The organism is Pseudomonas sp. LBUM1653, from assembly GCF_059716115.1.
On the sequence record NZ_CP166803.1, the window covers coordinates 21256 to 47039 of the forward strand.

The 25784-nt window shown below is 59.9% G+C and carries 24 protein-coding genes; 14 read left to right on the top strand and 10 right to left on the bottom strand.

Annotated elements, in window-relative coordinates; all coding sequences use genetic code 11:
• The first annotated feature begins 111 nt into the window (after window positions 1-111).
• Window positions 112-1026: an oxygen-dependent coproporphyrinogen oxidase gene (gene hemF, locus ACA054_RS00100; RefSeq protein WP_497687661.1), complete on the top strand. Its 915-nt coding sequence runs from the start codon at window positions 112-114 to the stop codon at window positions 1024-1026.
• A 13-nt stretch (window positions 1027-1039) separates the two neighbouring features.
• The gene (gene aroE / locus ACA054_RS00105; RefSeq protein WP_497687662.1) at window positions 1040-1861 is read left to right on the top strand and encodes a shikimate dehydrogenase; all 822 of its coding nucleotides are present in this window, start codon (window positions 1040-1042) and stop codon (window positions 1859-1861) included.
• 122 nt (window positions 1862-1983) lie between these two features.
• Here aroE and ACA054_RS00110 read toward each other — a convergent pair whose 3' ends face one another.
• The 3 genes from ACA054_RS00110 to betC all read right to left on the bottom strand — a co-directional run bounded on the left by ACA054_RS00110 (window position 1984) and on the right by betC (window position 6144).
• Window positions 1984-3552 (bottom strand): SulP family inorganic anion transporter, encoded by a 1569-nt coding sequence (locus tag ACA054_RS00110; protein WP_497687663.1) that lies wholly within the window; start codon window positions 3550-3552, stop codon window positions 1984-1986.
• 140 nt (window positions 3553-3692) lie between these two features.
• Entirely contained in the window at window positions 3693-4613 is a 921-nt protein-coding gene (locus ACA054_RS00115) for a choline ABC transporter substrate-binding protein (RefSeq protein ID WP_497687664.1), read from the bottom strand.
• Window positions 4614-4629: 16 nt separating this feature from the next.
• Window positions 4630-6144: a choline-sulfatase gene (gene betC / locus ACA054_RS00120; protein WP_497687665.1), complete on the bottom strand. Its 1515-nt coding sequence runs from the start codon at window positions 6142-6144 to the stop codon at window positions 4630-4632.
• Window positions 6145-6258: 114 nt separating this feature from the next.
• On the opposite strand from betC, the gene ACA054_RS00125 reads away from it, so the two are divergent.
• Entirely contained in the window at window positions 6259-7209 is a 951-nt protein-coding gene (locus tag ACA054_RS00125; protein WP_497687666.1) for a choline sulfate utilization transcriptional regulator, read from the top strand.
• Here the strand turns inward: ACA054_RS00125 and ACA054_RS00130 are convergent.
• Window positions 7206-7868, bottom strand: a complete 663-nt coding sequence (locus ACA054_RS00130) for an NAD(P)-dependent oxidoreductase (RefSeq protein WP_497687667.1) — start codon at window positions 7866-7868, stop codon at window positions 7206-7208. The two genes, ACA054_RS00125 and ACA054_RS00130, sit on opposite strands and share 4 nt — an antisense overlap.
• Window positions 7869-7953: 85 nt before the next feature.
• On the opposite strand from ACA054_RS00130, the gene ACA054_RS00135 reads away from it, so the two are divergent.
• Complete coding sequence (locus ACA054_RS00135) at window positions 7954-8280, top strand: DOPA 4,5-dioxygenase family protein (protein WP_497687668.1); 327 nt, start codon at window positions 7954-7956, stop codon at window positions 8278-8280.
• Here ACA054_RS00135 and ACA054_RS00140 read toward each other — a convergent pair whose 3' ends face one another.
• Window positions 8281-8682, bottom strand: a complete 402-nt coding sequence (locus tag ACA054_RS00140; protein ID WP_497687669.1) for a GFA family protein — start codon at window positions 8680-8682, stop codon at window positions 8281-8283.
• Window positions 8683-9101: 419 nt separating this feature from the next.
• Between ACA054_RS00140 and ACA054_RS00145 the strand changes: the two genes are divergently transcribed.
• The 9 genes from ACA054_RS00145 to ACA054_RS00185 all read left to right on the top strand — a co-directional run bounded on the left by ACA054_RS00145 (window position 9102) and on the right by ACA054_RS00185 (window position 19437).
• Window positions 9102-10409, top strand: a complete 1308-nt coding sequence (locus ACA054_RS00145; protein WP_497687670.1) for a CitMHS family transporter — start codon at window positions 9102-9104, stop codon at window positions 10407-10409.
• A gap of 85 nt (window positions 10410-10494) precedes the next feature.
• Entirely contained in the window at window positions 10495-11262 is a 768-nt protein-coding gene (locus ACA054_RS00150; protein ID WP_497687671.1) for a TerC family protein, read from the top strand.
• A gap of 303 nt (window positions 11263-11565) precedes the next feature.
• Window positions 11566-13224 carry a Na/Pi cotransporter family protein gene (locus ACA054_RS00155; RefSeq protein ID WP_497687672.1) on the top strand — a complete coding sequence of 553 codons (1659 nt, stop codon included), beginning with the start codon at window positions 11566-11568 and terminating at the stop codon, window positions 13222-13224.
• 177 nt (window positions 13225-13401) lie between these two features.
• Window positions 13402-14778, top strand: coding sequence for a M16 family metallopeptidase (locus ACA054_RS00160; protein ID WP_497687673.1), 1377 nt, complete (start codon window positions 13402-13404; stop codon window positions 14776-14778).
• A 64-nt stretch (window positions 14779-14842) separates the two neighbouring features.
• Window positions 14843-15871, top strand: coding sequence for a DUF5924 family protein (locus tag ACA054_RS00165; RefSeq protein WP_497687674.1), 1029 nt, complete (start codon window positions 14843-14845; stop codon window positions 15869-15871).
• A 54-nt stretch (window positions 15872-15925) separates the two neighbouring features.
• The gene (locus ACA054_RS00170) at window positions 15926-17074 is read left to right on the top strand and encodes an ABC transporter permease (RefSeq protein WP_497687675.1); all 1149 of its coding nucleotides are present in this window, start codon (window positions 15926-15928) and stop codon (window positions 17072-17074) included.
• A complete protein-coding gene (locus ACA054_RS00175; RefSeq protein WP_497687676.1) occupies window positions 17071-17874 on the top strand; it encodes an ABC transporter ATP-binding protein in 804 nt (267 codons plus the stop codon). The genes ACA054_RS00170 and ACA054_RS00175 overlap by 4 nt, the downstream gene beginning before the upstream one ends.
• Before the next feature lies 1 nt (window position 17875).
• Window positions 17876-18814 (top strand): MlaD family protein, encoded by a 939-nt coding sequence (locus tag ACA054_RS00180; protein ID WP_497687677.1) that lies wholly within the window; start codon window positions 17876-17878, stop codon window positions 18812-18814.
• Window positions 18811-19437: an ABC-type transport auxiliary lipoprotein family protein gene (locus ACA054_RS00185; RefSeq protein WP_497687678.1), complete on the top strand. Its 627-nt coding sequence runs from the start codon at window positions 18811-18813 to the stop codon at window positions 19435-19437. The genes ACA054_RS00180 and ACA054_RS00185 overlap by 4 nt, the downstream gene beginning before the upstream one ends.
• Before the next feature lie 119 nt (window positions 19438-19556).
• Here the strand turns inward: ACA054_RS00185 and ACA054_RS00190 are convergent, their stop codons facing one another.
• The 5 genes from ACA054_RS00190 to ACA054_RS00210 all read right to left on the bottom strand — a co-directional run bounded on the left by ACA054_RS00190 (window position 19557) and on the right by ACA054_RS00210 (window position 23999).
• The gene (locus tag ACA054_RS00190) at window positions 19557-20786 is read right to left on the bottom strand and encodes a nucleoside recognition domain-containing protein (RefSeq protein ID WP_497687679.1); all 1230 of its coding nucleotides are present in this window, start codon (window positions 20784-20786) and stop codon (window positions 19557-19559) included.
• Window positions 20787-21018: 232 nt separating this feature from the next.
• Window positions 21019-22350 carry a glutamate/aspartate:proton symporter GltP gene (gene gltP / locus ACA054_RS00195; protein WP_497687680.1) on the bottom strand — a complete coding sequence of 444 codons (1332 nt, stop codon included), beginning with the start codon at window positions 22348-22350 and terminating at the stop codon, window positions 21019-21021.
• A gap of 658 nt (window positions 22351-23008) precedes the next feature.
• On the bottom strand, window positions 23009-23473 hold the full coding sequence (locus tag ACA054_RS00200; RefSeq protein WP_497687681.1) for an inhibitor of vertebrate lysozyme family protein: 465 nt from the start codon (window positions 23471-23473) through the stop codon (window positions 23009-23011).
• Window positions 23474-23475: 2 nt separating this feature from the next.
• A complete protein-coding gene (locus ACA054_RS00205) occupies window positions 23476-23640 on the bottom strand; it encodes a DUF1328 domain-containing protein (RefSeq protein WP_020798027.1) in 165 nt (54 codons plus the stop codon).
• Window positions 23641-23711: 71 nt separating this feature from the next.
• Entirely contained in the window at window positions 23712-23999 is a 288-nt protein-coding gene (locus tag ACA054_RS00210; protein WP_497687682.1) for a hypothetical protein, read from the bottom strand.
• Window positions 24000-24433: 434 nt separating this feature from the next.
• Here ACA054_RS00210 and algB point away from each other — a divergent pair, with 434 nt between their 5' ends.
• Entirely contained in the window at window positions 24434-25780 is a 1347-nt protein-coding gene (gene algB, locus ACA054_RS00215) for a sigma-54-dependent response regulator transcription factor AlgB (protein WP_497687683.1), read from the top strand.
• Window positions 25781-25784: the final 4 nt, after the last annotated feature.

A 25784-nucleotide genomic window follows, 5' to 3' on the forward strand; every position in this document is an offset into this window, starting at 1 on the left:
GACCTGCGTCAACTGCGACGAGCGCATCGGCGGTGGTATGCTACGCGCCCATTTGCGCAGGCTGAGCTCCGATGGAGCGCCGCGTAGCTTTGCCCGATCCAAGGTGATGTCATGACTACCCGCACCGAGGCCGTAAAAGCCTACCTGCTCGACCTGCAAGACCGTATTTGCACTGCCCTGGAGGCCGAAGACGGTGGCACGCGTTTCGTCGAAGATGCCTGGACACGGCCTGCCGGCGGTGGCGGACGCACACGAGTGATCGAAAATGGCGCGGTCATCGAAAAGGGCGGCGTCAACTTTTCCCACGTCTTCGGCAGCGGTTTGCCGCCGTCGGCCAGCGCCCATCGACCGGAACTGGCCGGGCGTGGCTTCGAGGCCCTGGGCGTGTCACTGGTAATCCACCCGCACAACCCGCATGTACCGACTTCCCACGCCAACGTGCGGTTTTTCATCGCCGAGAAAGAAGGCGAAGAGCCGGTCTGGTGGTTTGGTGGCGGCTTCGACCTGACGCCGTACTACGGCAACGAAGAAGATTGCGTGCACTGGCACCGCGTCGCCGAGCAGGCCTGTGCGCCGTTCGGTGCGGATGTCTACCCGCGTTACAAGGCCTGGTGCGACAGCTACTTCCACATCAAGCATCGCCACGAACCCCGGGGTATCGGCGGCTTGTTTTTCGATGACCTGAACGAGTGGGACTTTGACACCAGCTTCGCTTTCATGCGTGCCATCGGTGATGCGTACCTCGAGGCGTATCTGCCGATCGTGCAGCGCCGCAAAAACGACGCCTATACCGCCAAACAGCGGGAGTTCCAGGAGTTCCGTCGTGGGCGTTACGTCGAGTTCAACCTGGTCTACGACCGTGGCACCTTGTTCGGCCTGCAATCGGGCGGACGTACCGAGTCGATCCTCATGTCGCTGCCGCCGCAAGTACGCTGGGGTTACGATTGGAAAGCCGAGCCTGGCAGCGAAGAAGCGCGCCTGACTGAATATTTCCTGCAAGACCGCGATTGGTTGGCCAAGGCCTGAACGAGGAATCCAGATGGACCGTTACGTCGTATTCGGTAACCCGATTGGCCACAGCAAATCCCCGTTGATTCATCGTTTGTTCGCCGAGCAGACCGGGCAGAAACTCGACTACAGCACTTCGCTGGCGCCGCTCGATGATTTTTCCGGCTGTGCCCGGGCGTTTTTCCTCGAAGGCCGTGGCGCGAATGTGACGGTACCGTTCAAGGAAGAGGCTTATCGCCTGGCCGACAGTCTGACGGCGCGGGCGCAACGGGCCGGCGCGGTGAACACCCTGAGCAAACTGGCCGATGGCAGCTTGCTGGGCGATAACACCGACGGTGCAGGTCTGGTACGGGACCTGACGGTCAATGCCGGTTTCAGCCTCAAGGGCAAGCGCATCCTGCTGCTCGGTGCCGGCGGCGCAGTGCGCGGCGCGCTGGAGCCATTGTTGGCCGAGCAGCCAGCTTCGGTGATCATTGCCAACCGTACGGTGGACAAGGCCGAGTTGCTGGCGGAACTGTTCTGCGACCTGGGCCCGGTATCGGCCAGTGGTTATGACTGGCTGCAAGAGTCGGTGGACCTGATCATCAATGCGACGTCCGCGAGCCTGTCAGGCGATGTTCCGCCGATTGCCAGCAGCCTGATCGAACCGGGCAAGACCCTTTGCTACGACATGATGTACGGCAAGGAGCCGACCTCGTTTTGCCGTTGGGCCAGCGAACACGGCGCCGCGGTATCGATGGATGGACTGGGGATGTTGGCCGAGCAGGCGGCGGAAGCCTTCTTCCTGTGGCGCGGGGTGCGCCCGGATACGGCGCCAGTGTTGGCCGAGCTTCGTCGGCAACTGGCCGCATAAGCCCCCCCTGTGGGAGCGAGCCTGCTCGCGAAGAACCCAAGGACAACGCATGCATCCTGAATGCACGCGTTATCGTTGACGTCCATCGCGAGCAGGCTCGCTCCTACACGTATTAGGTTGTTTCAATCCTCAAAGCGGATCGGGCATTTCTCTGCCCCTTCCAGCTTCCTCAATTCATCCACCACCTGTGGCCGAGCCCGGCGCAGGGTCAGGCTGCGGTCCTGGCGCAGCAGCCGCCGCGCTTCCTGATGCAGCATCTCCACCCCTGAATAGTCGATGAAGTTGATCTGCTGCGCCTCGATCACCACGCGTGCACCGTGCATTCGTTGCAGGCGAACTTGCAGGTAATGGCTGGCGCCGAAAAAGATCGAGCCGCCGACCCGCAGGATATCTTCATCGCCGTCGCGTAAATGCTGCACGCGTGGTTGCGAGGTGCGCTTGAGGTAAAAGAACAGCGACGCCAACACCCCGGCATAGATCGCCGTCTGCAGTTCCAGCAGCAGCGTGGCGATACAGGTCAGGCCCATGACCACGAACTCGGCGCGGCTGACCCGCAGCAACGCACGAATGCCACGATGATCCACCAGGCCCCAGGCGATCAGCAAAATGCTGCCGGCCATGGCCGGGATAGGAATGTGTGCGATCAGACCGGCACCGAAGATGGCGAACAACGCCACCCACAAGGCCGAAAAGACTCCCGCCAATGGCGAACAGGCCCCCGCTTCGTAGCTCAGGCCTGAGCGGGTGAAGGAACCGGCCGAGAGCGATCCGGAAAAAAACGCACCGACGATGTTGGACAAGCCTTGGGCGCGGACTTCCTGATTGGCGTCGAGCAACTGCTGCGAGCGCGCCGACAGCGAGCGGGCTATCGACAGGCTGGTGACCAGCCCGAGCATCCCGACCGCCACGGCACTGGGCAGCAGGCGCAGGATCAGGTCGAGGTCCAGCGGCAGTGGGCTAAAAGGCGGCAACTTGCCGGTGAAGGCGCTGACCAGTGCCACATGACCGAACATCGAGGGCCAGAGCCAGACCAGTAGTGCACCCAGGACCAGGGTAATCAACAGCGTCGGCCAGCGCGGCAAGCACAGCTTGAGGATCACGCCGACCACGACGGTGGCCAATCCGAGTATGAGCGAAGGGTTATCCACTTCGCCGAGGTGTCTGAGCAACGTGATGAAACTGTCCAGTGCGGTGGCCTGGCTGGGCAGGTCCAGCCCCAGCAGGTTGGGCAACTGGCCAACGACAATCACCACGGCCGCGCCGAGGGTGAAGCCAAGCACCACCGAATGAGAGACGAAATTGACCAGCGCACCAAAGCGCAGCAAACCCAGCAACCACTGGAAAACCCCGGCAAGGAAGGTCAGCAACAGGATCACGGTGACGTAGTCCTGCGTCGTCGGAACGGCCAGAGGACTGACGCTGGCGTACAAAACGATGGAGATGGCCGCCGTCGGACCGCAGATCAAATGCCACGACGAGCCCCACAGACAAGCGATCAGCACCGGGATGATCGCTGCATATAAGCCGTATTCCGGTGGAAGACCGGCAATCAATGCGTAGGCAATGGATTGCGGCAACGCGAGAATCGCGCCACTGAGGCCGACGATCAGGTCACGCCCGACGCTGGCGCGGGTTTGCCGGGGTAACCATGTGAGGAATGGGAAGAGTGAATGGCGGCTGGGAAGGGCCATGGGTCCTCTCGGGTTAGGTTTAACACAAGGGTATCAGCACCAGACATTGTGGGAGCGAGCCTGCTCGCGAATGCGGAGTGTCAGCCGATATATATTTCGGATCTGACGGCCCTTTCGCGAGCAGGCTCGCTCCCACAGATTTAGAGCTTGGCTTTGACCGCCGGCAATGCATCCTTGCCATCCACGGTCTTCACGCCATCGAGCCACTTATCCAGCACTGCCGGGTTGGCCTTGATCCACGCCTTGGCCGCATCGGTATTGCTGACTTTCTTGTTCGCCACCTCGGCCATGATGCTGTTCTCCATCTCCTGGGTGAAGCTCAGGTTGGTGAGCAGCTTGCCGACGTTCGGGCAGGCCTGTGCATAACCTTTGCGGGTCAGGGTGTGGACGCTACCGGTGCCACCGAAGTATTTCTCGCCGCCTTTCAGATAATGCATTTTCAGCTGCACATTCATCGGATGCGGCGTCCAGCCGAGGAAGGTCACGAACTTCTGTTTCTTCACCGCGCGGGACACTTCCGCCAGCATCGCCTGCTCGCTGGACTCGACTAGTTTCCACTGACCCATGCCGAAATCATTTTTCTTGATGATCTCTTGCAGCGAAATGTTTGCCGGTGCGCCAGACCCGATGCCGTAAATCTTGTGGTCGAACTTGTCGGCGAACTTGTCCAGGTCGGCAAAGTCATGCACACCCGCGTCCCAGACGTAGTCCGGGACAGCGAGGGTGAACTCGGTGCCGTCGAGGTTCTTCGCCAATTGGGTGACGTCACCGGTGGCGACGAACTTGTCGTAGAAGCCCTGCTGCGCCGGCATCCAGTTGCCGAGGAAGACATCCACCTGGCCGTCTTTGAGCCCGCCGAAGGTGATCGGCACCGCGAGGGTGTCGACCTTGGCCTTGTAGCCCATGCCGTCCAGCAGAAACCCGGTGATGGCGTTGGTCGCGGCGATGTCGCTCCAGCCCGGGTCGGCCATTTTCACCGTCTCGCAACTCTGATCGGCATAAACCGATGCACTGCCCAGGGCCAGGAGCCCGACCGTCAGTACTGTGGATAACCTTTGCATGGACTTCCCCTTAACATTATTGGTTTTGGCAGGGTTGTGGATAACGTGCTTTGCGCTCCAGATCGTCGAGGTCGATGTGATTGCGCATGTACTGCTGACTGGCGTCCACCAGTGGCTGGTGATCCCAGCTCTTCAGCTTTCCGATGGTCAGGGCTTCGGCGACGAAACGCCGGCGCCGCTGGCTCGCGAGCACCTGTTGGCGAATTGCCGGAATGTCCCATTTGGCGCGCGCTTCGGCGAGAAAATCGTCGAACAACTGGCGATGTTGCGGCGACTGGCTGAGTTCTTCCAGTTCCCGTGGGTCATTGTTCACGTCGAAGAGTAGGCAAGGGTCGTCTTCACTGTAGATAAATTTGTAGGCGCCACGGCGAATCATCATCAGCGGGCCGATGGTGCCTTCGGCCATGTATTCGCCAAACACTTCGTCGTGACCGCCCTGCCCTTGCAGGTGCGCAACCAGCGAACGGCCATCCAGCGGCAAGCCCGGTTCGAGGGAGCCGCCGGCCAGTTCTACGAAGGTCGGCAACAAGTCGGCGGTGGACACCGATGCACTGACCCGGCCGGCGCCGAATTGCCCTGGAGCACTTATCAACAGCGGCACGCGGGCTGCCATCTCGTACCAGTGCATTTTGTACCAGAGGCCACGTTCGCCGAGCATGTCGCCGTGGTCGCCCGAGAACACGATGATCGTGTCATCAATCAGCCCGGTATCCTCGAGAGTTTGCAGAAGTTTGCCGACGTTGCTGTCGATATAGCTGCAAGCACCGAAGTAGGCGCGACGAGCGTCGCGGATTTTATCCACAGGCAGGGGCTTGTCCCACAGGTCATAGACCTTGAGGAGTCGCTGGGCGTGCGGATCGAGATCGTGTTGATCCGGTGTTTCAGGCAACGGGATGTCAGCGTCGTCGTACAGGTCCCAGAAAGCCTTGGGAATCGTGTACGGGTCGTGGGGGTGAGTCATTGAAACAGTCAGGCAAAACGGCTGGTCGCCATCCTCGCGAATGTGGTCGAACAGGTACTGCTGGGCCTTGAACACCACCTCCTCGTCGAAATCCAGTTGATTGGTGCGCACGCAGGGGCCTGCCTGCAGCACCGACGACATGTTGTGGTACCAGGTCGGACGCACGTCTGGTTCGTCCCAGTTCACCGCCCAGCCGTAGTCGGCCGGGTAGATATCGCTGGTCAGGCGTTCTTCATAGCCGTGCAATTGATCGGGACCACAAAAATGCATCTTGCCCGACAGCGCGGTGCGGTAGCCGAGGCGCCGCAGGTAATGGGCGTAAGTCGGTACATCGGCGGGGAAATCGGCCGCGTTGTCATAGGCGCCGATCTTGCTCGGCAGCTGACCGCTGACCAGGGTAAAACGCGAAGGCGCGCACAGCGGGCTGTTGCAGTAAGCGCTGTCGAACACCACGCCATCAGCGGCGAGGCGGCTCAGATTAGGCAGTTTGATGGGCGAAGGACCATAGATCGGCAACATTGGCGCGGCCATTTGATCGGCCATGATGAAAAGAATGTTCTTGCGCTTCATGTGATCGCGGCATTCCATAGTGGATGTTTATGCGAGAGTGCTGGGATCGAGCATGAAACCCACACACTTTGCGGTAAAGCCCATGGGCGGCAATGACTAGGATAAGCACAGCTTATGTATGACGCGCTTGGTGACCTTTCTCTGGATTTGCTCCGCGCTTTCGAATCGGCGGCCCGTCAGCGCAGCTTCACGGCGGCGGCGGTCGAGCTCGGCACCACGCAGCCGGCGATCAGCCAACAGATCAAGCGTCTGGAAGAGCAGTTGGGGACTCGACTGTTCGACCGCATCTATCGCGGCATCGAACTGACCGAGGCGGGGACCATCCTTTTCGAGCAGGTTCAGCTTGGTTTACAGAATATCGACGCAGGATTGAGCGCAATCAGCGCTCAACATCAGCATGAAGTGCTGCAGGTCGCGACCGACTTTGCCTTCGCCGCCTATTGGCTGATGCCTCGGTTGCACCGCTTTCACGCCGCCAATCCACAGGTCGACGTAAGCCTGGTCACCAGTGAGCGCAGCCACAACATGCTGCGCAGCGATATCGATGTGGCGGTGCTCTTCGGCGATGGTCGCTTCAAGCAGGGCGAGAGCCATTGGCTGTTCAGCGAGGAAGTGTTCCCGGTATGCAGCCCGCAACTGTTGAATGAGCGCGCCCTGCCCTTGTCCGCTCAGTCGTTGCTGGAGTTTCCGCTCCTGCACCTGCGTGGCGAGAACAGCAGTCACTGGTTTGACTGGAGCGGGGTCTTCCGCGAGTTGGGCATCACCTCGCCCCCGGCACCCGGCCAATTGCGTTTCGACAATTACACCTTGCTGATTCAGGCCGCCATTGGCGGTCAGGGCGTGGCCATTGGCTGGCGGCACCTTGTGGATAACTTGCTGGCCCAAGGCTTGTTGTGCCGGCCGATTGCCGAGTCGGTGATCTCCAGGCTCGGTTATTACGTGGTCTTGCCCCAGCGCAAACGGCGTGGCGCGTTGATTCAGCAGTTCGTCGACTGGTTGATGGCTGAGCAGGCCAGCAGTGTGCAATCGTTGAACGGGATGGCGCTGCCCTCCATTGCGGTTTAGCTGTCGGTCGCAACGAAATTGACGTGCTCGCCGATATGCAGGTTCAGGTGCAGCTCATCAGCGATCCCCACCGCCGTGCGGGCCAAGCGCGCGAGCGGTTCGGCCAGTCCCGGCTCAAGGTTGCCGCTGATCTGACTGAAATGCTCAATGGTCAGCCCCGGCACCCCGTGTGGCGCATTCACCATCGTCCAATGCAAAGAACTGGTTTGTAGCGCCTCTCGGATTTCTTCCGCGGCGTGCCGTTGCAAGCTGTCTTCTGTCTCTGGTTCATCCAATACGTCGAAATCACCCACCAGAAACAAGCGAGCGATATTTGCCGCCTGCATGCCGTCGACCAACGCATCAACGGCAAGCACTTGTTCGACCGGCCCTGGCACGATGGTTTTTTCCACGTGTTCGCTGTTGAATGGCAACCCTGGTGCGTCTAATAAACAGATGACTGCCGAACTGCCGGCCACGCTTTGCTTGACCCGTAGCGCATCGAACAGGTCGCCGGTCTTGGTACGCAAGCCCGGGCGAGGCGCCAGCGCCGTCAAGTCATCGAGAATGGCGATCACTTCATGTTGGCGCCGCAGCATTTCAGCCATCAGCGCACTGCCCAGGCTACTCATGGCACCATAAAGCACCACTTTCACCACCGGGGTTTCGGCATTTTTCATGGCTGGGCTCCGTTGATTCCGGGGGTATATGGCGTGTGACCTGCAGGAAACGGTGAGGGTTCGACTCGGTTTTAGAGGGATTAAGATGCAACGGATCAAGGGCTACCACGCCCATGTCTATTTTGATGCCAGCACCATCGACCAGGCGCGGGCCCTGTGTGAGCAAGCGGCGCAAATGTTCCCGCTGAAAATGGGCCGGGTACACGAACGCCCTGTCGGTCCGCACCCGGACTGGAGCTGCCAACTGGCGTTCGGCCCCGAGCTGATCGGTGATGTACTGCCGTGGCTGGCGCTCAACCGCAAGGGGCTGGTGGTGTTCCTGCACCCGGACACCGGCAACGATCTGCTGGATCACAGCGAGCACGCGATCTGGATGGGCGCGATTCGGCCGCTGGACCTGTCTATTTTCTGATCAGAGCGTTTCTTCGGCTTCGCCTGGCAAATGCTCATCCAGGTGCAGCCACGGCAGGCGGCTGTCGGTCCAGATGTGCCGTTCGGCCGGGGCCTGTTCCGGGTGGTCGAGGGTGGCGATGGTCACGTCGATGCTATCCGGGCTCAGGTGGTTCACAAATGCCAGTTGCGCCCCACAGTTGCCGCAGAAGTATCGCGCGCAGGTTGACGAAGAGTCATACCGCGCCGGCGTCCCGGCCAGCCATTGAAAGCTGGATGCCGGCACAGTGATCCAGGTGGTCACGATCCCGCCGCTGACCCGCCGGCAAATCGAGCAATGGCAATGGGCGATATCGTGCAAAGGCCCGCTGAATTGATAGCGCAGTTGCCTGCAGTGGCAGCCGCCTGTATGAAATTCGCCCATGCTGTTTCCTCCTGATGCGTTTTCACTGACGTCTTCGCGAGCAGGTTCGCTCCCACAGGGGATCTGTGCCGTACTCAAAATCATTGTGGGAGCGAGCCTGCTCGCGAAGGACACGACTCGGTTTCCCTCCCTGCCCCAGTCCGACGACCGGTTGTACATCCGGTCAATGCTTTCATCGGCGAAAGCTGGCTGAAAGCTTCCCCGATTAGGATCGCCCTCACTGCCGGCAACAGACCGGTTGGCTAAAGCGAGTGTTCGATTGTTCGCCCGGCCCATTTAACAACAACAATGGTGACCCTGATGTCCTCTTCTATCCGCCGCTTCGCTGCAACTCCGCCCGTACGCCTCGTGCTTCCCGTTCTGCGCTGATCCCGTCCGATCCGCCCATTCCCTAGCCGCGCTACGCCTGGAGTATTCCCATGCTGACTTTCCTTGGCTTCGCCATGGTCATCACGTTCATGTTCCTGATCATGACCAAGCGCCTGTCCGCGTTGATCGCCCTGATTATCATCCCGATCGTTTTCGCCCTGTTCGGCGGTTTCGGCCCGAAAATCGGCCCGATGATGCTCGAAGGCATTACCAAGCTCGCGCCAACCGGTGTGATGCTGATGTTCGCGATCCTGTACTTCGCCCTGATGATCGACTCCGGCCTGTTCGACCCGGCCGTGCGCAAGATCCTCAAAATGGTCAAGGGCGACCCGTTGAAAGTATCGGTGGGTACCGCCGTGCTGGCGCTCGTCGTTTCCCTCGATGGTGACGGCGCGACCACCTACATGATCTGCGTGGCCGCCATGCTGCCGCTCTACAGCCGCATCGGCATGAGCCCGCGGATCATGGCCGGCTTGATCATCCTCGCCGGTGGCGTGATGAACATGACCCCGTGGGGTGGCCCGACCGCCCGTGCCGCCAGTGCGCTGCACGTGGACCCGTCGGACATCTTCGTGCCGATGGTTCCAGCGATGGCGGCCGGTGTCCTGGCCATCCTTGCTATTGCCTACTTTTACGGCAAACGTGAGCGCGCGCGTCTGGGTGAATTGCACCTGGTGGGCGATGAGATCGATCACAGCGAGATCACCGTCTCGCAATTCCCGGATGCCCGTCGTCCGAAGCTGATCTGGTTCAACGGCGCCTTGACCCTGGGCCTGATGTGCACCCTGATCGCCGGTCTGTTGCCGCTGCCGGTTTTGTTCATGGTGGCGTTCAGTATCGCGATGATCGTCAACTACCCGTGCCTGCAACAGCAGAAGGATCGCGTCGCGGCCCACGCCGGTAGCGTGCTGGCGGTGGTCGGGCTAATCTTTGCCGCGGGCATCTTCACCGGTATCCTGTCGGGCACCGGTATGGTCGATGCCATGTCGAAAAGCCTGCTGTCGGTGATCCCGGATTTCCTCGGCCCGTACCTGGCGGTGATCACGGCGTTGGTGAGCATGCCGTTCACCTTTTTCATGTCGAATGATGCATTTTATTACGGCGTGTTACCGGTACTTGCCGAAGCCGCCAGCCATTACGGTATAACCGCGGTGGAAATGGCACGTGCCTCGATCGTCGGTCAGCCCGTCCACTTGTTGAGCCCGCTGGTACCATCGACTTACCTGTTGGTGGCCCTGGCCGGCATCGACTTTGGTGATCACCAGCGCTTCACCCTGAAGTGGGCAGTGCTGGTTTGCATGTGCATACTGGTCGCTGCATTGCTGATGGGGATTTTTCCGCTGTTCAGCACTCTATAAGCCCAAGACTCACCATGACGGGTCCAGGCTTTGTTGTTTGAAGCCTGGGCCCTTCGTGGTTTAACACTCGCTCAAAGGAATACACATGGAATGGCTGACCAACCCTGAAATCTGGGTTGCCTTCTTTACCCTGACCGCCCTGGAAATCGTCCTGGGTATCGATAACATCATCATGATTTCGATCCTGGTCAGCCGCATGCCCAAGCACATGCAGCAGCGCACCCGGATTTTCGGCCTGGCGCTGGCCATGGTCACGCGGATTCTGTTGCTGCTGTCGATCACCTGGGTCATGCGCCTCACCGCCGACCTATTTGAGGTGTTCGGCCAAGGTATTTCCGGGCGTGACTTGATCCTGTTCTTCGGTGGACTGTTCCTGCTGTGGAAGAGCTCGCAAGAGATGTATCACGCACTGGAAGGTGAAGACGAAACCCACGACGAGCCTTCGCTCAAGGGCGGCAACTTCCTCTACACCATCATCCAGATCGCGATCATCGACATCGTGTTCTCCCTGGACTCGGTGATCACCGCCGTCGGCATGGTCTCCCACGTACCGGTCATGGTTGCGGCGATTGTCGTGGCGGTGCTGGTGATGATGCTGGCCGCGGGCACCATCAGCGCGTTCATCGACAAGCACCCGTCGCTGAAGATGCTGGCGCTGTCGTTCCTGCTGCTGGTCGGTACCGTGCTGATTGCCGAATCCTTTGAAGTGCACCTGCCAAAAGGCTACGTCTACTTCGCCATGGCGTTCTCGCTGGCGGTGGAAGCGATCAACATCAAGATGCGCACTGCGATGATGAAAAAGAAGAAGCAGCAAGACCCGGTGAAACTGCGCAAGGACGTTCCGGGTCAGTAACCCGAATGCTTGTAGGAGCGAGCTTGCTCGCGAAGAACGCATGGACGACGCGTGTGTTCTGAATGCACGCGTTATCGTTAACGACCATCGCGAGCAAGCTCGCTCCTACATTGATGGGGCCTTCGGGCCCCTTTTTCTTGTCTGCATCAAACTATTTTCATGACGGCTTTGTTTCAATCGCTTCTTTAGCTATGCGATGCTGGCGCCAAGACCGTTAGCCAACTACAGCTTAAGTACAGAACGTAGAACGTCGCGGCACCGCTAACTTGCCCCTCTGGGGCGCTACCACCACAGGGGGCCTGCATGCTCACCCTGCTCAATTTGCTCTCAGCCGTAGCCTTGCTGATCTGGGGCACGCATATCGTCCGAACCGGCATCTTGCGGGTCTACGGCTCCAACCTGCGCCACGTCATCGGCCAGAACATGTCCAAGCGCGGGCTCGCGTTCATTGCCGGGATCGTGGTGACGGCGATGGTCCAGAGCAGTAACGCCACGGCGATGCTCGTCACGTCGTTTGTCGGTCAGGGCCTGATGGCGCTGACCCCCGCTCTGGCAACCATGCTCGGGGCCGATGTCGGTACGGCATTGATGGCACGGGTGCTGACTTTCGACCTGTCATGGCTCTCGCCACTGCTGATTTTTCTCGGGGTGATTTTCTTCCTGTCGCGCAAACAGACGCGGCTCGGCCAAATGGGCCGCGTCAGCATCGGCCTGGGGTTGATCATTCTGGCGCTTCAACTGATCGTCGAAGCGGCCGCGCCGATCACCCACGCCCAAGGGGTGAAGGTGATTTTCGCCTCGCTAACCGGCGATATTTTGCTCGACGCCCTGGTCGGCGCACTGTTCGCGATGATTTCCTACTCCAGCCTGGCGGCGGTCCTGCTGACCGCGACCCTGGCTGGCGCCAGTGTGATCAGCTTGCCGGTGGCCATCGGCCTGGTGATCGGCGCCAACATCGGCAGCGGCGTTCTGGCGTTCCTCAGCACCAGCATGCAGAATGCCGCCGGCCGCCAGGTGGCGTTGGGCAGTCTGTTGTACAAGATGATCGGCCTGTTGCTGATCATTCCGGTGCTCGACCCCTTGGTGCACTGGATCGACAGCCTGGATTTCAGCCCTCAGGAAATGGTCATCGGCTTCCACCTGCTCTATAACACTGCGCGTTGCCTGATCCTGCTGCCCAGCGTCGGGCCGATGGCCAGATTCTGTGCGTGGATACTGCCCGAGCGCCCGCAAACCAACGGTATGGCCAAACCCCGGCACCTTGACGCGACAGCATTGGTCACGCCAAGCCTGGCGTTGGCCAACGCGGCCCGGGAAACCCTGCGCATGGGCGATCTGATCGACGAAATGCTGGAGGCCATGCTCAACGTGCTGCACGGCAAGCAAACTGCAGTGACCCAGGAAATGCGTCGTCTGACCGATGACGTCGAGGCGCTCTACAGCGCAATCAAGCTGTATCTGGCGCAAATGCCCCGGGAAGACCTCAGTGACCAGGACAGCCGCCGCTGGGCGGAAATCATCGAACTGGCGATTAACCTCAAACTCGCCAGCGACTTGATCGAACGCATGCTGCGCAAAGTCCAGCAGCAGAAAACCTCCCAGCGCCGGTCGTTTTCCGAGGTGGGGCTGGAAGAGTTGGCCGGGCTGCACAGCCAGTTGATTTCCAATTTGCGCCTGGGTTTGTCGGTTTTTCTCAGTGCCGACAAGGAAAGTGCCCGCCAGTTGCTGCGTGAGAAACGTCGCTTTCGCGCACAGGAACGCCGCCTGGCCCACGCGCATGTCAGCCGTTTGCAACGTAAAATCGTGCAAAGTATCGAGACCAGTTCGCTGCACCTGGAGCTGATTGCCGACATGAAGCGTTTGAATTCGCTGTTTTGCAGCAGTGCCTACGTGGTGTTGGAAACGTCTGACACCGGGGCGCTGGCGGTCGACGATTTGGCTGACATCACACATTCGCCTTGAACGTCTGGCACGGTGGTCAGTCAGTAACATTGGTTCAGCCTCAAGGCCGCTATCGCGAGCAAGCTCGCTCCCACAGTGGATTTGCAGTGCTCACAAATCAAATGTGGGAGCGAGCTTGCTCGCGATAGCGGAAGGAAGGACGAAACGGATCTCCGATTGATTGCCGGGAAGCTCGTTATGCGTTGTCTGTTGTTCGCCTGTCTGTTGCTTGGCTCACTCCCTTCGTTTGCCCTGGATCGCTTCCAGGTCGAGGGCTACACCCTGCGCAACGGTTTGCAGTTGTTGCTCAAGCCTGGCCCCGAACGCGGCCACGTGGCGATTCGCCTGGTGGTCGGCGTCGGCATCGATGATTTCGGTTGCGCCGATAAAGAACTGCCGCACCTGCTCGAGCACTTGCTGTTCAGCGGCATCGACGCCAGCGGTGAAGGCGGCCTGGAGGAGCGCATGCAGGCGCTGGGTGGCGAGTGGAACGCTTTCACCAGCAACGCCGACACCACCTTCGTGATCGAAGCCCCGGCGAAAAACCAGCGCAAGGTGCTTGACCTGCTGCTGGCGCTACTGACGCAGACCCATTTCGACGACGACGCCATCCACGCCGCCAAGCAAGTGGTCGAGCGTGAAGACGGCGGCCACTACACGCACCTGCAACGCTGGCTGGATCGCCAGGACCTGGGCAATACCGCCAGCAAACAACTGGCCGTGGAACTGGGCCTCAAATGCCCCGAACGCGCGGAGGTCGATCACCTGACCCGCGAACAACTGGAGAACGTGCGCAAGGGCTGGTACGCGCCCAACAACATGACACTGATCGTCGTCGGCGACCTCGACCGTTTACTGCCGGCCTATCTGGATCGGGCTTATGGCGCGCTGACCGCCATCGACCCGACAGAGCACCCGCCCCTGCCACAAATCCAGGCCAGTGCTGCCCATGAGCGCAGCCTGATTCGCGGCTTCGTCGGTGGCGGGGCCAAGCTGCACTGGCTGGTACCGGAGCCGGTACTGGACGATCAGCACGACGAAACCTTCGACCTGCTCAAGGACTATCTGGACTGGGCACTCTATCGCCAGTTGCGCCTGGCGCACGGCTTGTCCTATGGCCCCTGGGCCGAGCGCGAGGTGTTTGGCGGTGTTGGCTTCATGAGCCTGAATGCCGATCTGGATCGCGACGACGTTGCCGAAGCGCAAAAGGTGCTGGATGAATTGAAGGCCGGTTTGCTCAAGGACGGTCTAAATGCCGAGACCTTCAATCGCCTCAAACAGGCCGCCATCGCTCGCCAGGCCTGGGCGGTGCAAGGCACCAGCGCGCTGGCTGATTACTACTGGAGCGCCTTGGGAGACTACGAAGACGGCCGTTTCGCCAATCCGGTCAAGGAGTTGCAAGGTGTGACGCTGGCGGAAGCGAACAAGGCGATGCGCGAGTTGCTCCTGCAACCGGGATATTTGCGGATCGAGAAGCCGTTGCTGAGTTATGACCAGTTAATGTGGGCGATTGCCGGGGTGTTGGGGTTGTTGGTGTTGAGCTTGGTGGCATGGCGTTTTCATCGCAGAAAGTAAGCACTTTCGCGGATGAGGCGGTAACCTGTCAGGGATTTTTCCTACGACTACTGTGAACCGCCGAATGCCGACCCTGACCCTTATCGTCCAGCGCATCCTCGAACTGATGAAGCGCTATCCCGGGGTCATTGCGGTCGGAGGTTTCATCTCCGGGATCGGCAGCTTCATCCTGGTGGATCGCCAGCAGGGTCTGGCGAGCTGGATCACCACCATCATGCTGATCAGCTGGATCTGGCTGATGCTGGAAAACAGCCTGACCAAGCTGTTCACCAGAATCTTCAAGCGGGAAATCCCCCAGCCACTGCTGCGTTATGCGACGCAGATGATTCACCAGGAAAGCCTGTTCTTCGTCCTGCCGTTCTTTTTCATCACCACGACGTGGAACAGCGGCCAGTTGTTCTTCACCGGGCTGCTGGGTATCGCGGCGCTGATTTCCATCATCGACCCGCTCTACTACAAGTGGCTGGCACCGCGGCGCTGGGCGTTCCTGGCACTGCACACCCTGACCCTGTTCGCCGCCCTGCTCACCGCATTGCCGGTCATCATGCACCTGACCACCGCGCAAAGTTTCAAATGGGCACTGGGCATCGCCGTGCTGTTGTCGTTCCCGAGCCTGGCGTCGATCTTTCCGATCCGCACCGTGCGCAACGCCCTGGCGATCCTCAGTATTACCGTGGGGATCGGCGGTGTCGGTTGGGTGCTGCGTTCGTGGGTGCCGCCGGCGACCCTGTGGATGACCGACGTGGCCATCAGCACGCAGATGCAGGATCGCACCCCTGGCGCCAGCCTCGATGAAGTTAGCGTCGAGCAGATTCGCGGCGGCGGACTCTATGCCTACACGGCGATCAACGCGCCGCGTGGCCTGGACGAGCGGATTTATCACGTCTGGCAATTCAACGGCAAAGAGGTCGATCGCATCCCTCTCGATATCCACGGTGGGCGCAAGGAAGGCTACCGGGCCTGGACCCACAAGCAGAACTTCCCGGGCAACCCGGCAGGCAAATGGCAAGTTCGGGTACTGACCGAAGACGGCCAATTGATCGGTGTGTTGCGCTTCAAGGTGGCTGACAGCACACCGGTCAAAGAAAAGTAAGGCAGTTCGTGCTATTACGTAGCTCTGCGTAACAGCCGAAAAAGCACGGAGCTTATGACCAGCAGCACAGTGGCCGGCAATGCCCAATTGGACACCTCGCACTCCCCGCCTCAGATACGGGTGACGGGGGACTGGACGCTTGCCCATTACGCCGACCTCAAGCGCCTGAGCGAAAAGCTCGAAGGCCAGTACGACGACAGCACCCGCATCGATCTCAATGGCCTCGGCGCCCTTGATACGGCCGGCGCCTCGCTACTGGTGGAACTGCTGGGTTCCGAGCGCCTGGGCCGCTCCGCCGAACATCCTGATTGCACCCTCTCCTCTGCAGATCGCGCGTTGTTGCAAACGGTCTATCAGTCGCTGACGGATTTCTGCGTGCCGCTAAAGGAGCCGGAGATCAGCGTCGGCATTCAATTGCTGACCCGCATTGGCCGCGCGGTGGACACGGTCTGGCAGGACACCCTGCAACTGCTGGGGTTCGTCGGCCTGATTCTGGAAACCATCGTTCGTGGTCTGTTTCGTCCCAGCCGCTGGCGCATCACGCCGATGGTGGCGCACATCGAACAGACCGGCCTCGACGCCGCGCCCATCGTTGCCCTGCTGACCTTTCTGGTGGGCGCTGTGGTGGCGTTTCTCGGGGCGACGGTGCTGACCACGTTTGGCGCCAGCGTGTTCACCGTAGACCTGGTGGCGTTTGCCTTCCTGCGCGAATTCGGCGTGCTGCTGACCGCAATCCTGATGGCCGGGCGCACCGCCAGTGCATTCACCGCGCAAATCGGTTCGATGAAGGCCAACGAGGAAATCGACGCTATCCGCACCCTGGGCCTCGACCCGATGGAGTTGCTTGTGGTGCCGCGGGTCCTGGCCTTGCTGGTCGCATTGCCGATGCTGACTTTTCTGGCGATGGTCTCGGGGATCATCGGCGGCGGCGTCGTCTGCGCGGTCTCGCTGGATATTTCGCCGGCGATGTTCCTGTCGCTGCTGCAATCGGACATCGGCGTTCAGCACTTTCTGGTGGGGATCGTCAAAGCACCGATCTTCGCGTTTCTCATTGCTGCGATCGGTTGCCTGGAAGGCTTCAAGGTCAGCGGCAGCGCCGAGTCTGTCGGCGCCCACACCACCTCCAGCGTGGTGCAGTCGATTTTCGTGGTGATTGTGCTCGACGCCGTGGCCGCGCTGTTTTTCATGGAGATGAGCTGGTGAGTCGTTTACCCCGAGCGCCCGCCGAGGCAGTGATCGAAGTCCGTGGGCTGTGCAATCGTTTCGGTAGCCAGAGCGTGCACGAGAACCTCGATCTGGATCTGTACAAGGGCGAGATCCTTGCCGTGGTCGGCGGTTCCGGCAGCGGTAAATCGGTGCTGCTGCGCAGCATTGTCGGTTTGCGTCAGCCCAGCGAGGGCGTGGTAAAAGTCTTCGGTAAAAACCTGCCGAACCTGCCCGAGCACGAGCGGTCCCTGATCGAACGGCGCTTCGGTGTGCTGTTCCAGAAAGGCGCCCTGTTCTCTTCGTTGACCGTGACCGAAAACGTCGCCCTGCCCCTGATCGAACACGCGGGTTTGAGCCGCGACGATGCCGAGCACCTGGCGGCGGTGAAACTGGCCCTGGCCGGCTTGCCGTTGTCGGCGGCGGACAAGTACCCCGCGTCCCTGTCCGGCGGCATGATCAAGCGTGCGGCGCTGGCGCGGGCCTTGGCGCTGGACCCGGACATCCTGTTCCTCGACGAGCCCACCGCCGGTCTCGATCCGATTGGTGCCGCCGCCTTCGATCAACTGATCCTGACCCTGCGTGATGCCCTGGGCTTGAGCGTGTTCCTGGTGACCCACGATCTGGACACGCTCTACACCATCACCGATCGGGTGGCGGTGCTGGCGCAAAAGAAAGTGCTGGTGGCCGATGCCATCGATGTCGTCTCGGAAACCGACGACGCGTGGATTCACGAATACTTCCATGGCCCTCGCGGCCGCGCGGCGCTGAGTGCCGCTAAACAACTCAACGAGGTCTGACATGGAAACCCGAGCCCATCATGTATTGATCGGCCTGTTCACCGTGATTGTGGTGACCGGCGCCCTGCTCTTCGGCCTTTGGCTGGCCAAGTCCAGTGTCGACACCGAGTTCAAGGATTACGAGGTCGTGTTCAACGAGGCGGTCAGCGGTCTGTCCAAGGGCAGTTCGGTGCAGTACAGCGGGATCAAGGTCGGCGACGTGGTGTCGCTGCGCCTGGACCCGAAAGATCCGCGCCGGGTGCTGGCGCGGATCCGTCTGGGCGGCGATACCCCGATCAAGGAAGACACCCAGGCCAAACTGGCGCTGACCGGGGTCACCGGGACATCGATCATCCAGCTCAGCGGCGGCACGCCACAAAGCCCGACGCTCAAAGGCAAGGACGGCAAACTGCCGACCATCGTCGCTTCGCCCTCGCCCATCGCCCGTTTGCTCAACGACAGCAACGACCTCATGGCCGGGGTGAACATGCTGATGCACAACGCCAACCTGATGTTTTCTACGGAAAATATCGAGCGCATCAGCAAGACCCTGGAGCATCTTGAAGCCACCACCGGCACCATCGCCGACCAGCGTGGCGACATCCGTCAGGCGATGCAGCAATTGGCGTCGGTCGGCAAGCAGGCCAGCACCATGATGGAACAGACGTCGGCGTTGATGCGCAACGCCAACGGCTTGCTCAATGATCAGGGCAAGCAGATGTTCGGCAGCGCCGAACAGGCCATGAAGTCGCTGGAACAGAGCACCGCGACGATCAACAAACTGCTGAGCACCAATCAGGACTCGCTCAATAGCGGCATGCAGGGCCTCAATGGCCTGGCCCCGGCGGTGCGTGAACTGCGTGAAACCCTCACCTCGTTGCGCGCCATTTCTCAACGTCTGGAATCCAACCCCAGCGGCTACCTGCTGGGCAGTGACAAGAGCAAGGAATTCACCCCATGAAGCTGACCCGCCTCGCCCTCCTCGCCGGCTTCACCCTGATCAGCTCGTGCTCGATTCTGCCCAAGTCCGAACCCTTCGATCTCTATCGACTGCCATCGGCGCAAAGCAGTACATCGACCACTCACGTCACGCCACAGCGCTGGTCGTTGCGTCTGAACAAGCCCCAGGCCAGCGAAGCGTTGAACAGCCCGAATATTGCCGTCATCCCCCAGGGCGACGTGATCAGCAGCTACAAGGGCTCACGCTGGAGCGATCCGGCACCGGTATTGGTGCGCAATCGGCTGCTCGATGGTTTCCAGCGTGATGGTCGGGTGACGCTGCTCAGCACGGATGACAGCAACTTCCAAGCGGATCTGGAGCTGGGCGGCAGTTTGCAGGCGTTTCAGACGGAGTATCAGGGCACCAGCGCCAGCGTGATCGTGCGCCTGGATGCCTTATTGGTGCGCGGTTATGACCAGCGAATCCTCGCCAGCAAACGCTTTGAAGTGCGCCGGCCGTTGAGCAATGTGAAAGTGCCGGCGGTGGTGGCCGGATTTGGCCAGGCCAGCGATCAACTGACGGCGCAGGTGGTGGCGTGGGCGGTTGAGCAAGGGCAGAAAGTCGCGCCTCCATCAAGACCATAACCCCGACACAGCGCCAAATGTGGGAGCGAGCCTGCTCGCGAAGGCGTCTTGTCATTCAACATTGATGTTGGCTGATACACCGCTTTCGCGAGCAGGCTCGCTCCCACAGGTTTCCTCTATCAGCCGAAGAACCAGTAGCAGACTCCAATCGCGCCCAGTACGCCGGCCAACTCGGCCAGCAACGCACACCCCACCGCATGCCGCGCTCGCTGGATGCCCACCGCGCCGAAGTACACCGCCAGCACATAAAACGTGGTTTCGGTACTGCCCTGAATCGTCGCTGCTACCAACGCCGGGAAGCTGTCCACACCCGACGTTTTCATCGTTTCGATCAGCATCGCCCGGGCGGCGCTGCCGGAGAACGGCTTGACCATCGCAGTAGGCAGCGCATCGACAAAGCGCGTGTCCCAACCGGCCCATTCCACCAGGTGCCGTATACCGTCCAGACCAAAATCCAGGGCGCCGGACGCCCGCAACACGCCGATAGCGCAGAGCATCGCCACCAGGTACGGCAACAAGTTCTTCGCCACGTCGAAACCTTCTTTGGCGCCTTCGACGAACGCTTCGTAAACTTTCACCTTACGCAACGCGCCAATCACCAAAAACAGCATGATCAAGCCAAATAGCGTCAAGTTACCGAGGATCGACGACAAACCTGCCAGTGCAGTGGCTGACATCGTCCCCAGAAGCGCCATGAAACCACCGAGGGCAAGGGCGCCGGGAATCAAATACGCCAGCACCACCGGATCCCAGACACGCAGGCGTTGCATGAAGGCTACGGCCAGGAAGCCGACGATGGTCGAGCAACTGGTGGCGAGCAGGATCGGCAGGAACACCAGCGTCGGGTCGGGCGCGCCTTGCTGGGCGCGGTACATGAAGATCGTCACCGGCAGCAGGGTCAGGGAGGAGGCGTTGAGCACCAGGAACAGGATCTGCGCGTTACTGGCGATCGTATCGCTGGGGTTGAGTTCCTGCAGGGCCTTCATGGCCTTGAGGCCAATGGGCGTGGCGGCATTGTCCAGGCCCAGGCCGTTGGCGGCGAAGTTCAGGGTAATGAGGCCGATGGCGGGGTGGCCGGGCGGGACCTCCGGCATCAGGCGCAAAAACAGCGGGCCGAGGGCACGGGCCAGCCATTCAACTATTCCGGCTTTCTCGGCGATCCGCAGAAAGCCCAGCCACAGGGTGAGAGTGCCGAACAGCAGGACCATGACCTCGACGGACAACTTGGCCATGGCGAAGATGCTTTCCACCATCGCCGCGAAGATCCCGGCGTTGCCGCCGATCAGCCATTGCGCCAGCGCCGACACGGCAGCCACGATGAAGAAGCCAAGCCACAGGCCATTAAGCATCAGTCAAATCCCCCAAAAGATGCGCGAATGATAGCGGGGTGGCCAGAAACGACAAACCCCGGATTTCTCCGGGGTTTGCCTGGCACTGCTTGCAGGGATCACTGTGGGAGCGAGCTTGCTCGCGATGACTGACTCACAGGCAACATTGATGTCGACTGATCTACCGCTATCGTCGGAACGCCGCCCGGAGCAAGCTCGCTCCCACAGAAAAGCCCATCTCCACAGGTTTTGCTTAGTTGTTGGAAATTTCACCAGCCGGCAGCTTTTCCTTGCTGCGCCAGTGCGGCAGGGAGTTCCAGTAACGCTGGCCCTTGGCATCGTCATACATGCCTTCCCAACGGGAGATGACCAGTACGGCCAGGGCGTTGCCGATAACGTTCAAAGCGGTACGTGCCATGTCCATGACACGGTCGACACCGGCGATGAATGCCAGGCCTTCGAGCGGGATACCGACGCTGCCCAGGGTAGCCAGCAGCACCACGAAGGACACGCCCGGAACGCCGGCAATGCCTTTGGAGGTGACCATCAGGGTCAGTACCAGCAGCAATTGCTGGCTGATCGACAGGTCGATGCCGTACAGCTGGGCAATGAAGATGGCTGCGATGCTCTGGTACAAGGTCGAACCGTCCAGATTGAACGAGTAACCGGTTGGCACCACGAAGCTGCAGACGGCTTTGGGCGCGCCATAGGCTTCCATCTTCTCGATCACGCGCGGCAGCACGGTCTCGGAACTGGCGGTGGAGTAGGCCAGTACCAGTTCATCCTTGAAGATGCGCATCAGCTTGATCACCGAGAAGCCGAACAGGCGAGCGATCAGGCCCAGCACCACGAAGGCAAAGAAGGCGATAGCGAAGTAAACCAGGATCACCAGTTTCGCCAGCGGCAGCAGGGAAGCGAAGCCGAAGTTGGCCACGGTCACCGCGATCAGTGCGAACACGCCGATCGGCGCGTAGTTCATGATCATGTGAGTGACCTTGAACATGCTTTCCGAGACGCCCTGGAACATCTTCACCAGTGGCTCGCGCAGGTCCGCCTGCAGGCTCGACAAACCGAGACCGAACAGCACGGAAAAGAAGATGATCGGCAGCATTTCGCCGCGGGCCATGGCCGCGAAGATGTTCGACGGGATCAGGTTGAGGATGGTTTCGATGAACGCGTGTTCGTGCTGAACCTCAGCCGCCGTGGCCTGGTACTTGGAAATGTCCACAGTGCCCAGGGTGCTCATGTCGATGCCGGCACCTGGATGGAACAGGTTGGCCAGCAGCAGACCGACCACGATGGCGATGGTGGTGACGATCTCGAAGTAAATAATGGTCTTAAGGCCAATGCGCCCTAGTTTCTTGGCGTCACCGACGCCAGCAATGCCGACGATCAGGGAAGAGATGACGATCGGGATCACGATCATCTTGATCAGACGGATAAAGATATCGCCTGCCGGTTGCAGGACGTTGCTGATCCACCAGGCTTTTTCGGCACTGAAATGGTTTAGCAGCGCACCGATTGCAATCCCCAATACCAGACCGATGAGGATCTGCCAGGCGAGGCTAAGCTTTGCCTTCTTCATATCTTTACCCTTACTTCAGTTTGACTCGGACAGATGCAAGAACGGCTTCGCTTGTGGCGAAAACGTCAGTGCACCTGTCCCCGTATAAGGAGCCCCGGAGCGCTTGTTAATGGCTCTCTGGCAGGCGAAAAAAGGCGCAACTATTCCGATGCAAGGAAGCGGCGTCTAATGCCGTAAACGCCTACCCTATGCCGAATCGGCATGAGGTTTTTTGAGTGAAACGCGCGTCCCAACCGGTCCGAATGCGACATATTGGCAGGCATAAGTGCCGTGAACCGGCCATCACAGGGCAGGTTGTATGTTTTTTGAACAGAGGGGAGGGGCGTCAAAATGACAGAAAATCGCAAGATGGGCGCAGAGACTTGAGCGCAAAAGAAAGGCGATTTTTCTCGATGTACGGTCGCTTATGAAGCCTCTGGAGAATATTTCCCGCAGGCGCTTTGAGCCTTCAAGCTCTACGCAAGCCCGTCGAGCCGCGGTCGGCTGGCGAACTTGCGTGGCAGCTTTACCCTGACCCGGCCCTTACGCAGGCACTCCCTGTACCCGTAGGTCACTCCGCCCCTGAAACAGGCAGAACGTCCCGACCCCTTGGTCATGCGCCTGCCTTCCTCGGGTGGCGCAGGGGAAAGAAGCGGTGCGCCTCTTTCGCGTCTTGAACTCAATACCACTTTGGATCTTTTTTCAGCTGCTCCATTAACAAGTCCTGCATACCTTGGTCCGGTTTTCCGAGAAAACGGTAGTTGGCATGCCGTGTCGGTGACTTGTCGGCCGGTAACCCTGCGGATACCTCGACCAGCATTGCGTAGGCCTCTTTTTTGTCGAAGCTGACGGCGACGATCAAGCGTTCCTTAGTACAGCTTGCCTGCGATGCGCACAGCGGTCCTACCAGATACTTGTCGCCATCCTCTTCAACGGCATTCATCTGTTCGGCATCGCCGGACAGGTTCATCACCCATTCCGGCAGGCGTTCTTCCTTCTTCACTACGCCTTGCCATGTCTCACGGTACTGCGGGTCAGCGATCAAGAGTTCGTTGACCCGTGCCTGCCCATCATTGGCGGCGATTGTCATGGCACTACCGCCCAGTAGCAGGGCGGCTGCCAGTGTCTTAAGCGAAACGCTCACGTTCACCCTCGGCCGCGACGGCTAAAGAAGAAGGAAGCAATGAACATCACCAGGAACACGACAAAGAGAATCTTGGCGATACCCGTGGCGGTGCCCGCGATACCACCGAAGCCCAAGACTGCGGCGACAATGGCAATGATCAAGAATGTGATTGCCCAGCTCAACATGGTGATTCTCCTTACGTTTCTATTTAAAGGTATTGCTTTCCCGGCGCGTCGAGCGCACCAAGTCGATGTGTTTAGAACACCCAGCGTTCCTGACGCGGCGTCTCGTTTGCCGGCTGCGCCTGGTCGACGTCAATCATTCTCATCGGGGTGTTGTCTACCAAACCGCTGCCTGCCGCGCTGAAGTGGGTTTGGGTAGGACGCTCATACGATACGCGTGGGGCTTCTGGCTGCCGGCTCTGTTCCCACAGAAGAAACTGTTGACCGGCGATCAAGGTGATCAACAGTGCAAGTACCGCAAACAAGCCTTGCTGAACATGCAGTGGCGAGAAATGCAATTGGGCGGCACGTTGGTGATTCATCCTGAAGCTCCTCCCACGCTGGGGAAATCGGGTTGAGGGCGTTTGTTGCTGCCCTGCGTTAATCAGGTTATTGCAGCCTGCATGCCAGATTTTTTCCTTTAAAAAAACTTTTTAAAACAATGAGTTACAGTAGCGGTGTGATAGTGGGCCTACGCATCCTGCACGATGAGCCCTCGTGCGGTCGTGCGTAATGCACGACTCTTCTGAAAGACATCGCAATATTTTTGAATTGAGAGGAGGGCGCGGCTGTCAGAAATGGACGCAAGGCATCTCTGATAAGCGGTTTTCCTTTGGTAGAAGCGCCAACCCGGGCGCTGAAGCGAAGGGTCAGGAGATAGCTACCCTGCCAGGGCAGGAATGGATCAGAATAAACCATGCAACTTGCCCGATTTTTCCGGGACTAACCAAGATCATTCGTTAAGGAGCGTAGGAAAATGGAATCCGCCACTGAGCATCAAGGCCGCATTCTTCTGGTGGATGATGAGTCTGCCATCCTGCGAACCTTCCGCTATTGCCTTGAAGATGAAGGCTACAGCGTGGCGACCGCTAACAGCGCTGCGCAAGCGGAAGCCTTGCTGCAACGTCAAGTCTTCGACCTGTGCTTCCTGGATTTGCGCCTGGGAGAGGACAACGGTCTGGACGTTCTGGCACAGATGCGCATCCAGGCCCCGTGGATGCGCGTGGTGATCGTTACCGCGCATTCGGCCGTGGACACAGCCGTGGATGCGATTCAGGCGGGTGCCGCCGACTATCTGGTCAAGCCGTGCAGCCCCGATCAGTTGCGCCTGGCCACGGCCAAACAACTGGAAGTGCGGCAATTGTCGGCACGTCTGGAGGCCCTGGAGGGTGAGGTACGTAAGCCCAAGGATGGCCTGGACTCCCACAGCCCGGCGATGAAAGTCGTGCTCGAGACTGCCCGCCAGGTGGCCAGTACCGACGCCAACATCCTGATCCTCGGCGAGTCCGGCACCGGTAAAGGCGAGCTGTCCCAAGCGATTCACGGCTGGAGCAAGCGCTCGAAAAAGTCCTGTATCACTATCAACTGCCCGTCGCTGACTGCCGAACTCATGGAAAGCGAGTTGTTCGGCCACAGCCGGGGTGCATTTACCGGCGCCAGTGAAAGCACCTTGGGGCGCGTCAACCAAGCCGATGGCGGGACGTTGTTTCTTGACGAAATCGGCGATTTTCCCTTGGTTTTGCAACCAAAGTTGCTGCGTTTCATTCAAGACAAGGAGTACGAGCGAGTGGGTGACCCGGTCACCCGTCGGGCCGATGTGCGCATTCTCGCGGCGACCAACCAGAACCTCGAAGACATGGTCCGCGACGGCCGTTTCCGCGAAGACCTGCTGTATCGCCTCAACGTCATTACGCTGCACCTGCCGCCACTGCGCGAACGCCGGGAAGACATTCTCAACCTCGCCGACCGGTTTCTGGCCCGTTTCGTCAAGGAATACGCACGTCCGGCTCGGGGCTTCAGCGACGAGGCCCGTGAAGCGCTCTTGGGTTACCGCTGGCCGGGGAACATTCGCGAGCTGCGTAACGTGGTGGAGCGTGCGAGCATTATTTGCCCGCAGGAGCGGGTCGAGATCAGCCACCTGGGCATGGCCGAAGCGCCGATCAATAACGCCCCGCGTATTGGTGCCCCGTTAAGTCTGGATGAGCTGGAAAAAGCCCATATCGGTGCCGTGCTCGCCACCGCGGGTACCCTGGATCAAGCCGCCAAGACCTTGGGGATCGACGCGTCAACGCTGTACCGCAAGCGTAAGCAGTACAACCTGTGAGTCA

What these genes read in the sequence shown, in the direction of transcription:
- ACA054_RS00185 (WP_497687678.1), top strand. Translation starts at nt 18,811, where the DNA reads ATGAAGCTGACCCGCCTCGCCCTCCTCGCCGGCTTCACCCTGATCAGC.
- ACA054_RS00210 (WP_497687682.1), bottom strand. Translation starts at nt 23,999, where the DNA reads ATGAATCACCAACGTGCCGCCCAATTGCATTTCTCGCCACTGCATGTT.
- ACA054_RS00150 (WP_497687671.1), top strand. Translation starts at nt 10,495, where the DNA reads ATGGAATGGCTGACCAACCCTGAAATCTGGGTTGCCTTCTTTACCCTG.
- ACA054_RS00190 (WP_497687679.1), bottom strand. Translation starts at nt 20,786, where the DNA reads ATGCTTAATGGCCTGTGGCTTGGCTTCTTCATCGTGGCTGCCGTGTCG.
- betC (WP_497687665.1), bottom strand. Translation starts at nt 6,144, where the DNA reads ATGAAGCGCAAGAACATTCTTTTCATCATGGCCGATCAAATGGCCGCG.
- ACA054_RS00170 (WP_497687675.1), top strand. Translation starts at nt 15,926, where the DNA reads ATGACCAGCAGCACAGTGGCCGGCAATGCCCAATTGGACACCTCGCAC.
- ACA054_RS00155 (WP_497687672.1), top strand. Translation starts at nt 11,566, where the DNA reads ATGCTCACCCTGCTCAATTTGCTCTCAGCCGTAGCCTTGCTGATCTGG.
- ACA054_RS00145 (WP_497687670.1), top strand. Translation starts at nt 9,102, where the DNA reads ATGCTGACTTTCCTTGGCTTCGCCATGGTCATCACGTTCATGTTCCTG.
- ACA054_RS00160 (WP_497687673.1), top strand. Translation starts at nt 13,402, where the DNA reads ATGCGTTGTCTGTTGTTCGCCTGTCTGTTGCTTGGCTCACTCCCTTCG.
- ACA054_RS00180 (WP_497687677.1), top strand. Translation starts at nt 17,876, where the DNA reads ATGGAAACCCGAGCCCATCATGTATTGATCGGCCTGTTCACCGTGATT.
- ACA054_RS00110 (WP_497687663.1), bottom strand. Translation starts at nt 3,552, where the DNA reads ATGGCCCTTCCCAGCCGCCATTCACTCTTCCCATTCCTCACATGGTTA.
- ACA054_RS00130 (WP_497687667.1), bottom strand. Translation starts at nt 7,868, where the DNA reads ATGAAAAATGCCGAAACCCCGGTGGTGAAAGTGGTGCTTTATGGTGCC.
- ACA054_RS00115 (WP_497687664.1), bottom strand. Translation starts at nt 4,613, where the DNA reads ATGCAAAGGTTATCCACAGTACTGACGGTCGGGCTCCTGGCCCTGGGC.
- ACA054_RS00125 (WP_497687666.1), top strand. Translation starts at nt 6,259, where the DNA reads ATGTATGACGCGCTTGGTGACCTTTCTCTGGATTTGCTCCGCGCTTTC.
- ACA054_RS00205 (WP_020798027.1), bottom strand. Translation starts at nt 23,640, where the DNA reads ATGTTGAGCTGGGCAATCACATTCTTGATCATTGCCATTGTCGCCGCA.
- hemF (WP_497687661.1), top strand. Translation starts at nt 112, where the DNA reads ATGACTACCCGCACCGAGGCCGTAAAAGCCTACCTGCTCGACCTGCAA.
- ACA054_RS00140 (WP_497687669.1), bottom strand. Translation starts at nt 8,682, where the DNA reads ATGGGCGAATTTCATACAGGCGGCTGCCACTGCAGGCAACTGCGCTAT.
- ACA054_RS00135 (WP_497687668.1), top strand. Translation starts at nt 7,954, where the DNA reads ATGCAACGGATCAAGGGCTACCACGCCCATGTCTATTTTGATGCCAGC.
- algB (WP_497687683.1), top strand. Translation starts at nt 24,434, where the DNA reads ATGGAATCCGCCACTGAGCATCAAGGCCGCATTCTTCTGGTGGATGAT.
- aroE (WP_497687662.1), top strand. Translation starts at nt 1,040, where the DNA reads ATGGACCGTTACGTCGTATTCGGTAACCCGATTGGCCACAGCAAATCC.
- ACA054_RS00165 (WP_497687674.1), top strand. Translation starts at nt 14,843, where the DNA reads ATGCCGACCCTGACCCTTATCGTCCAGCGCATCCTCGAACTGATGAAG.
- gltP (WP_497687680.1), bottom strand. Translation starts at nt 22,350, where the DNA reads ATGAAGAAGGCAAAGCTTAGCCTCGCCTGGCAGATCCTCATCGGTCTG.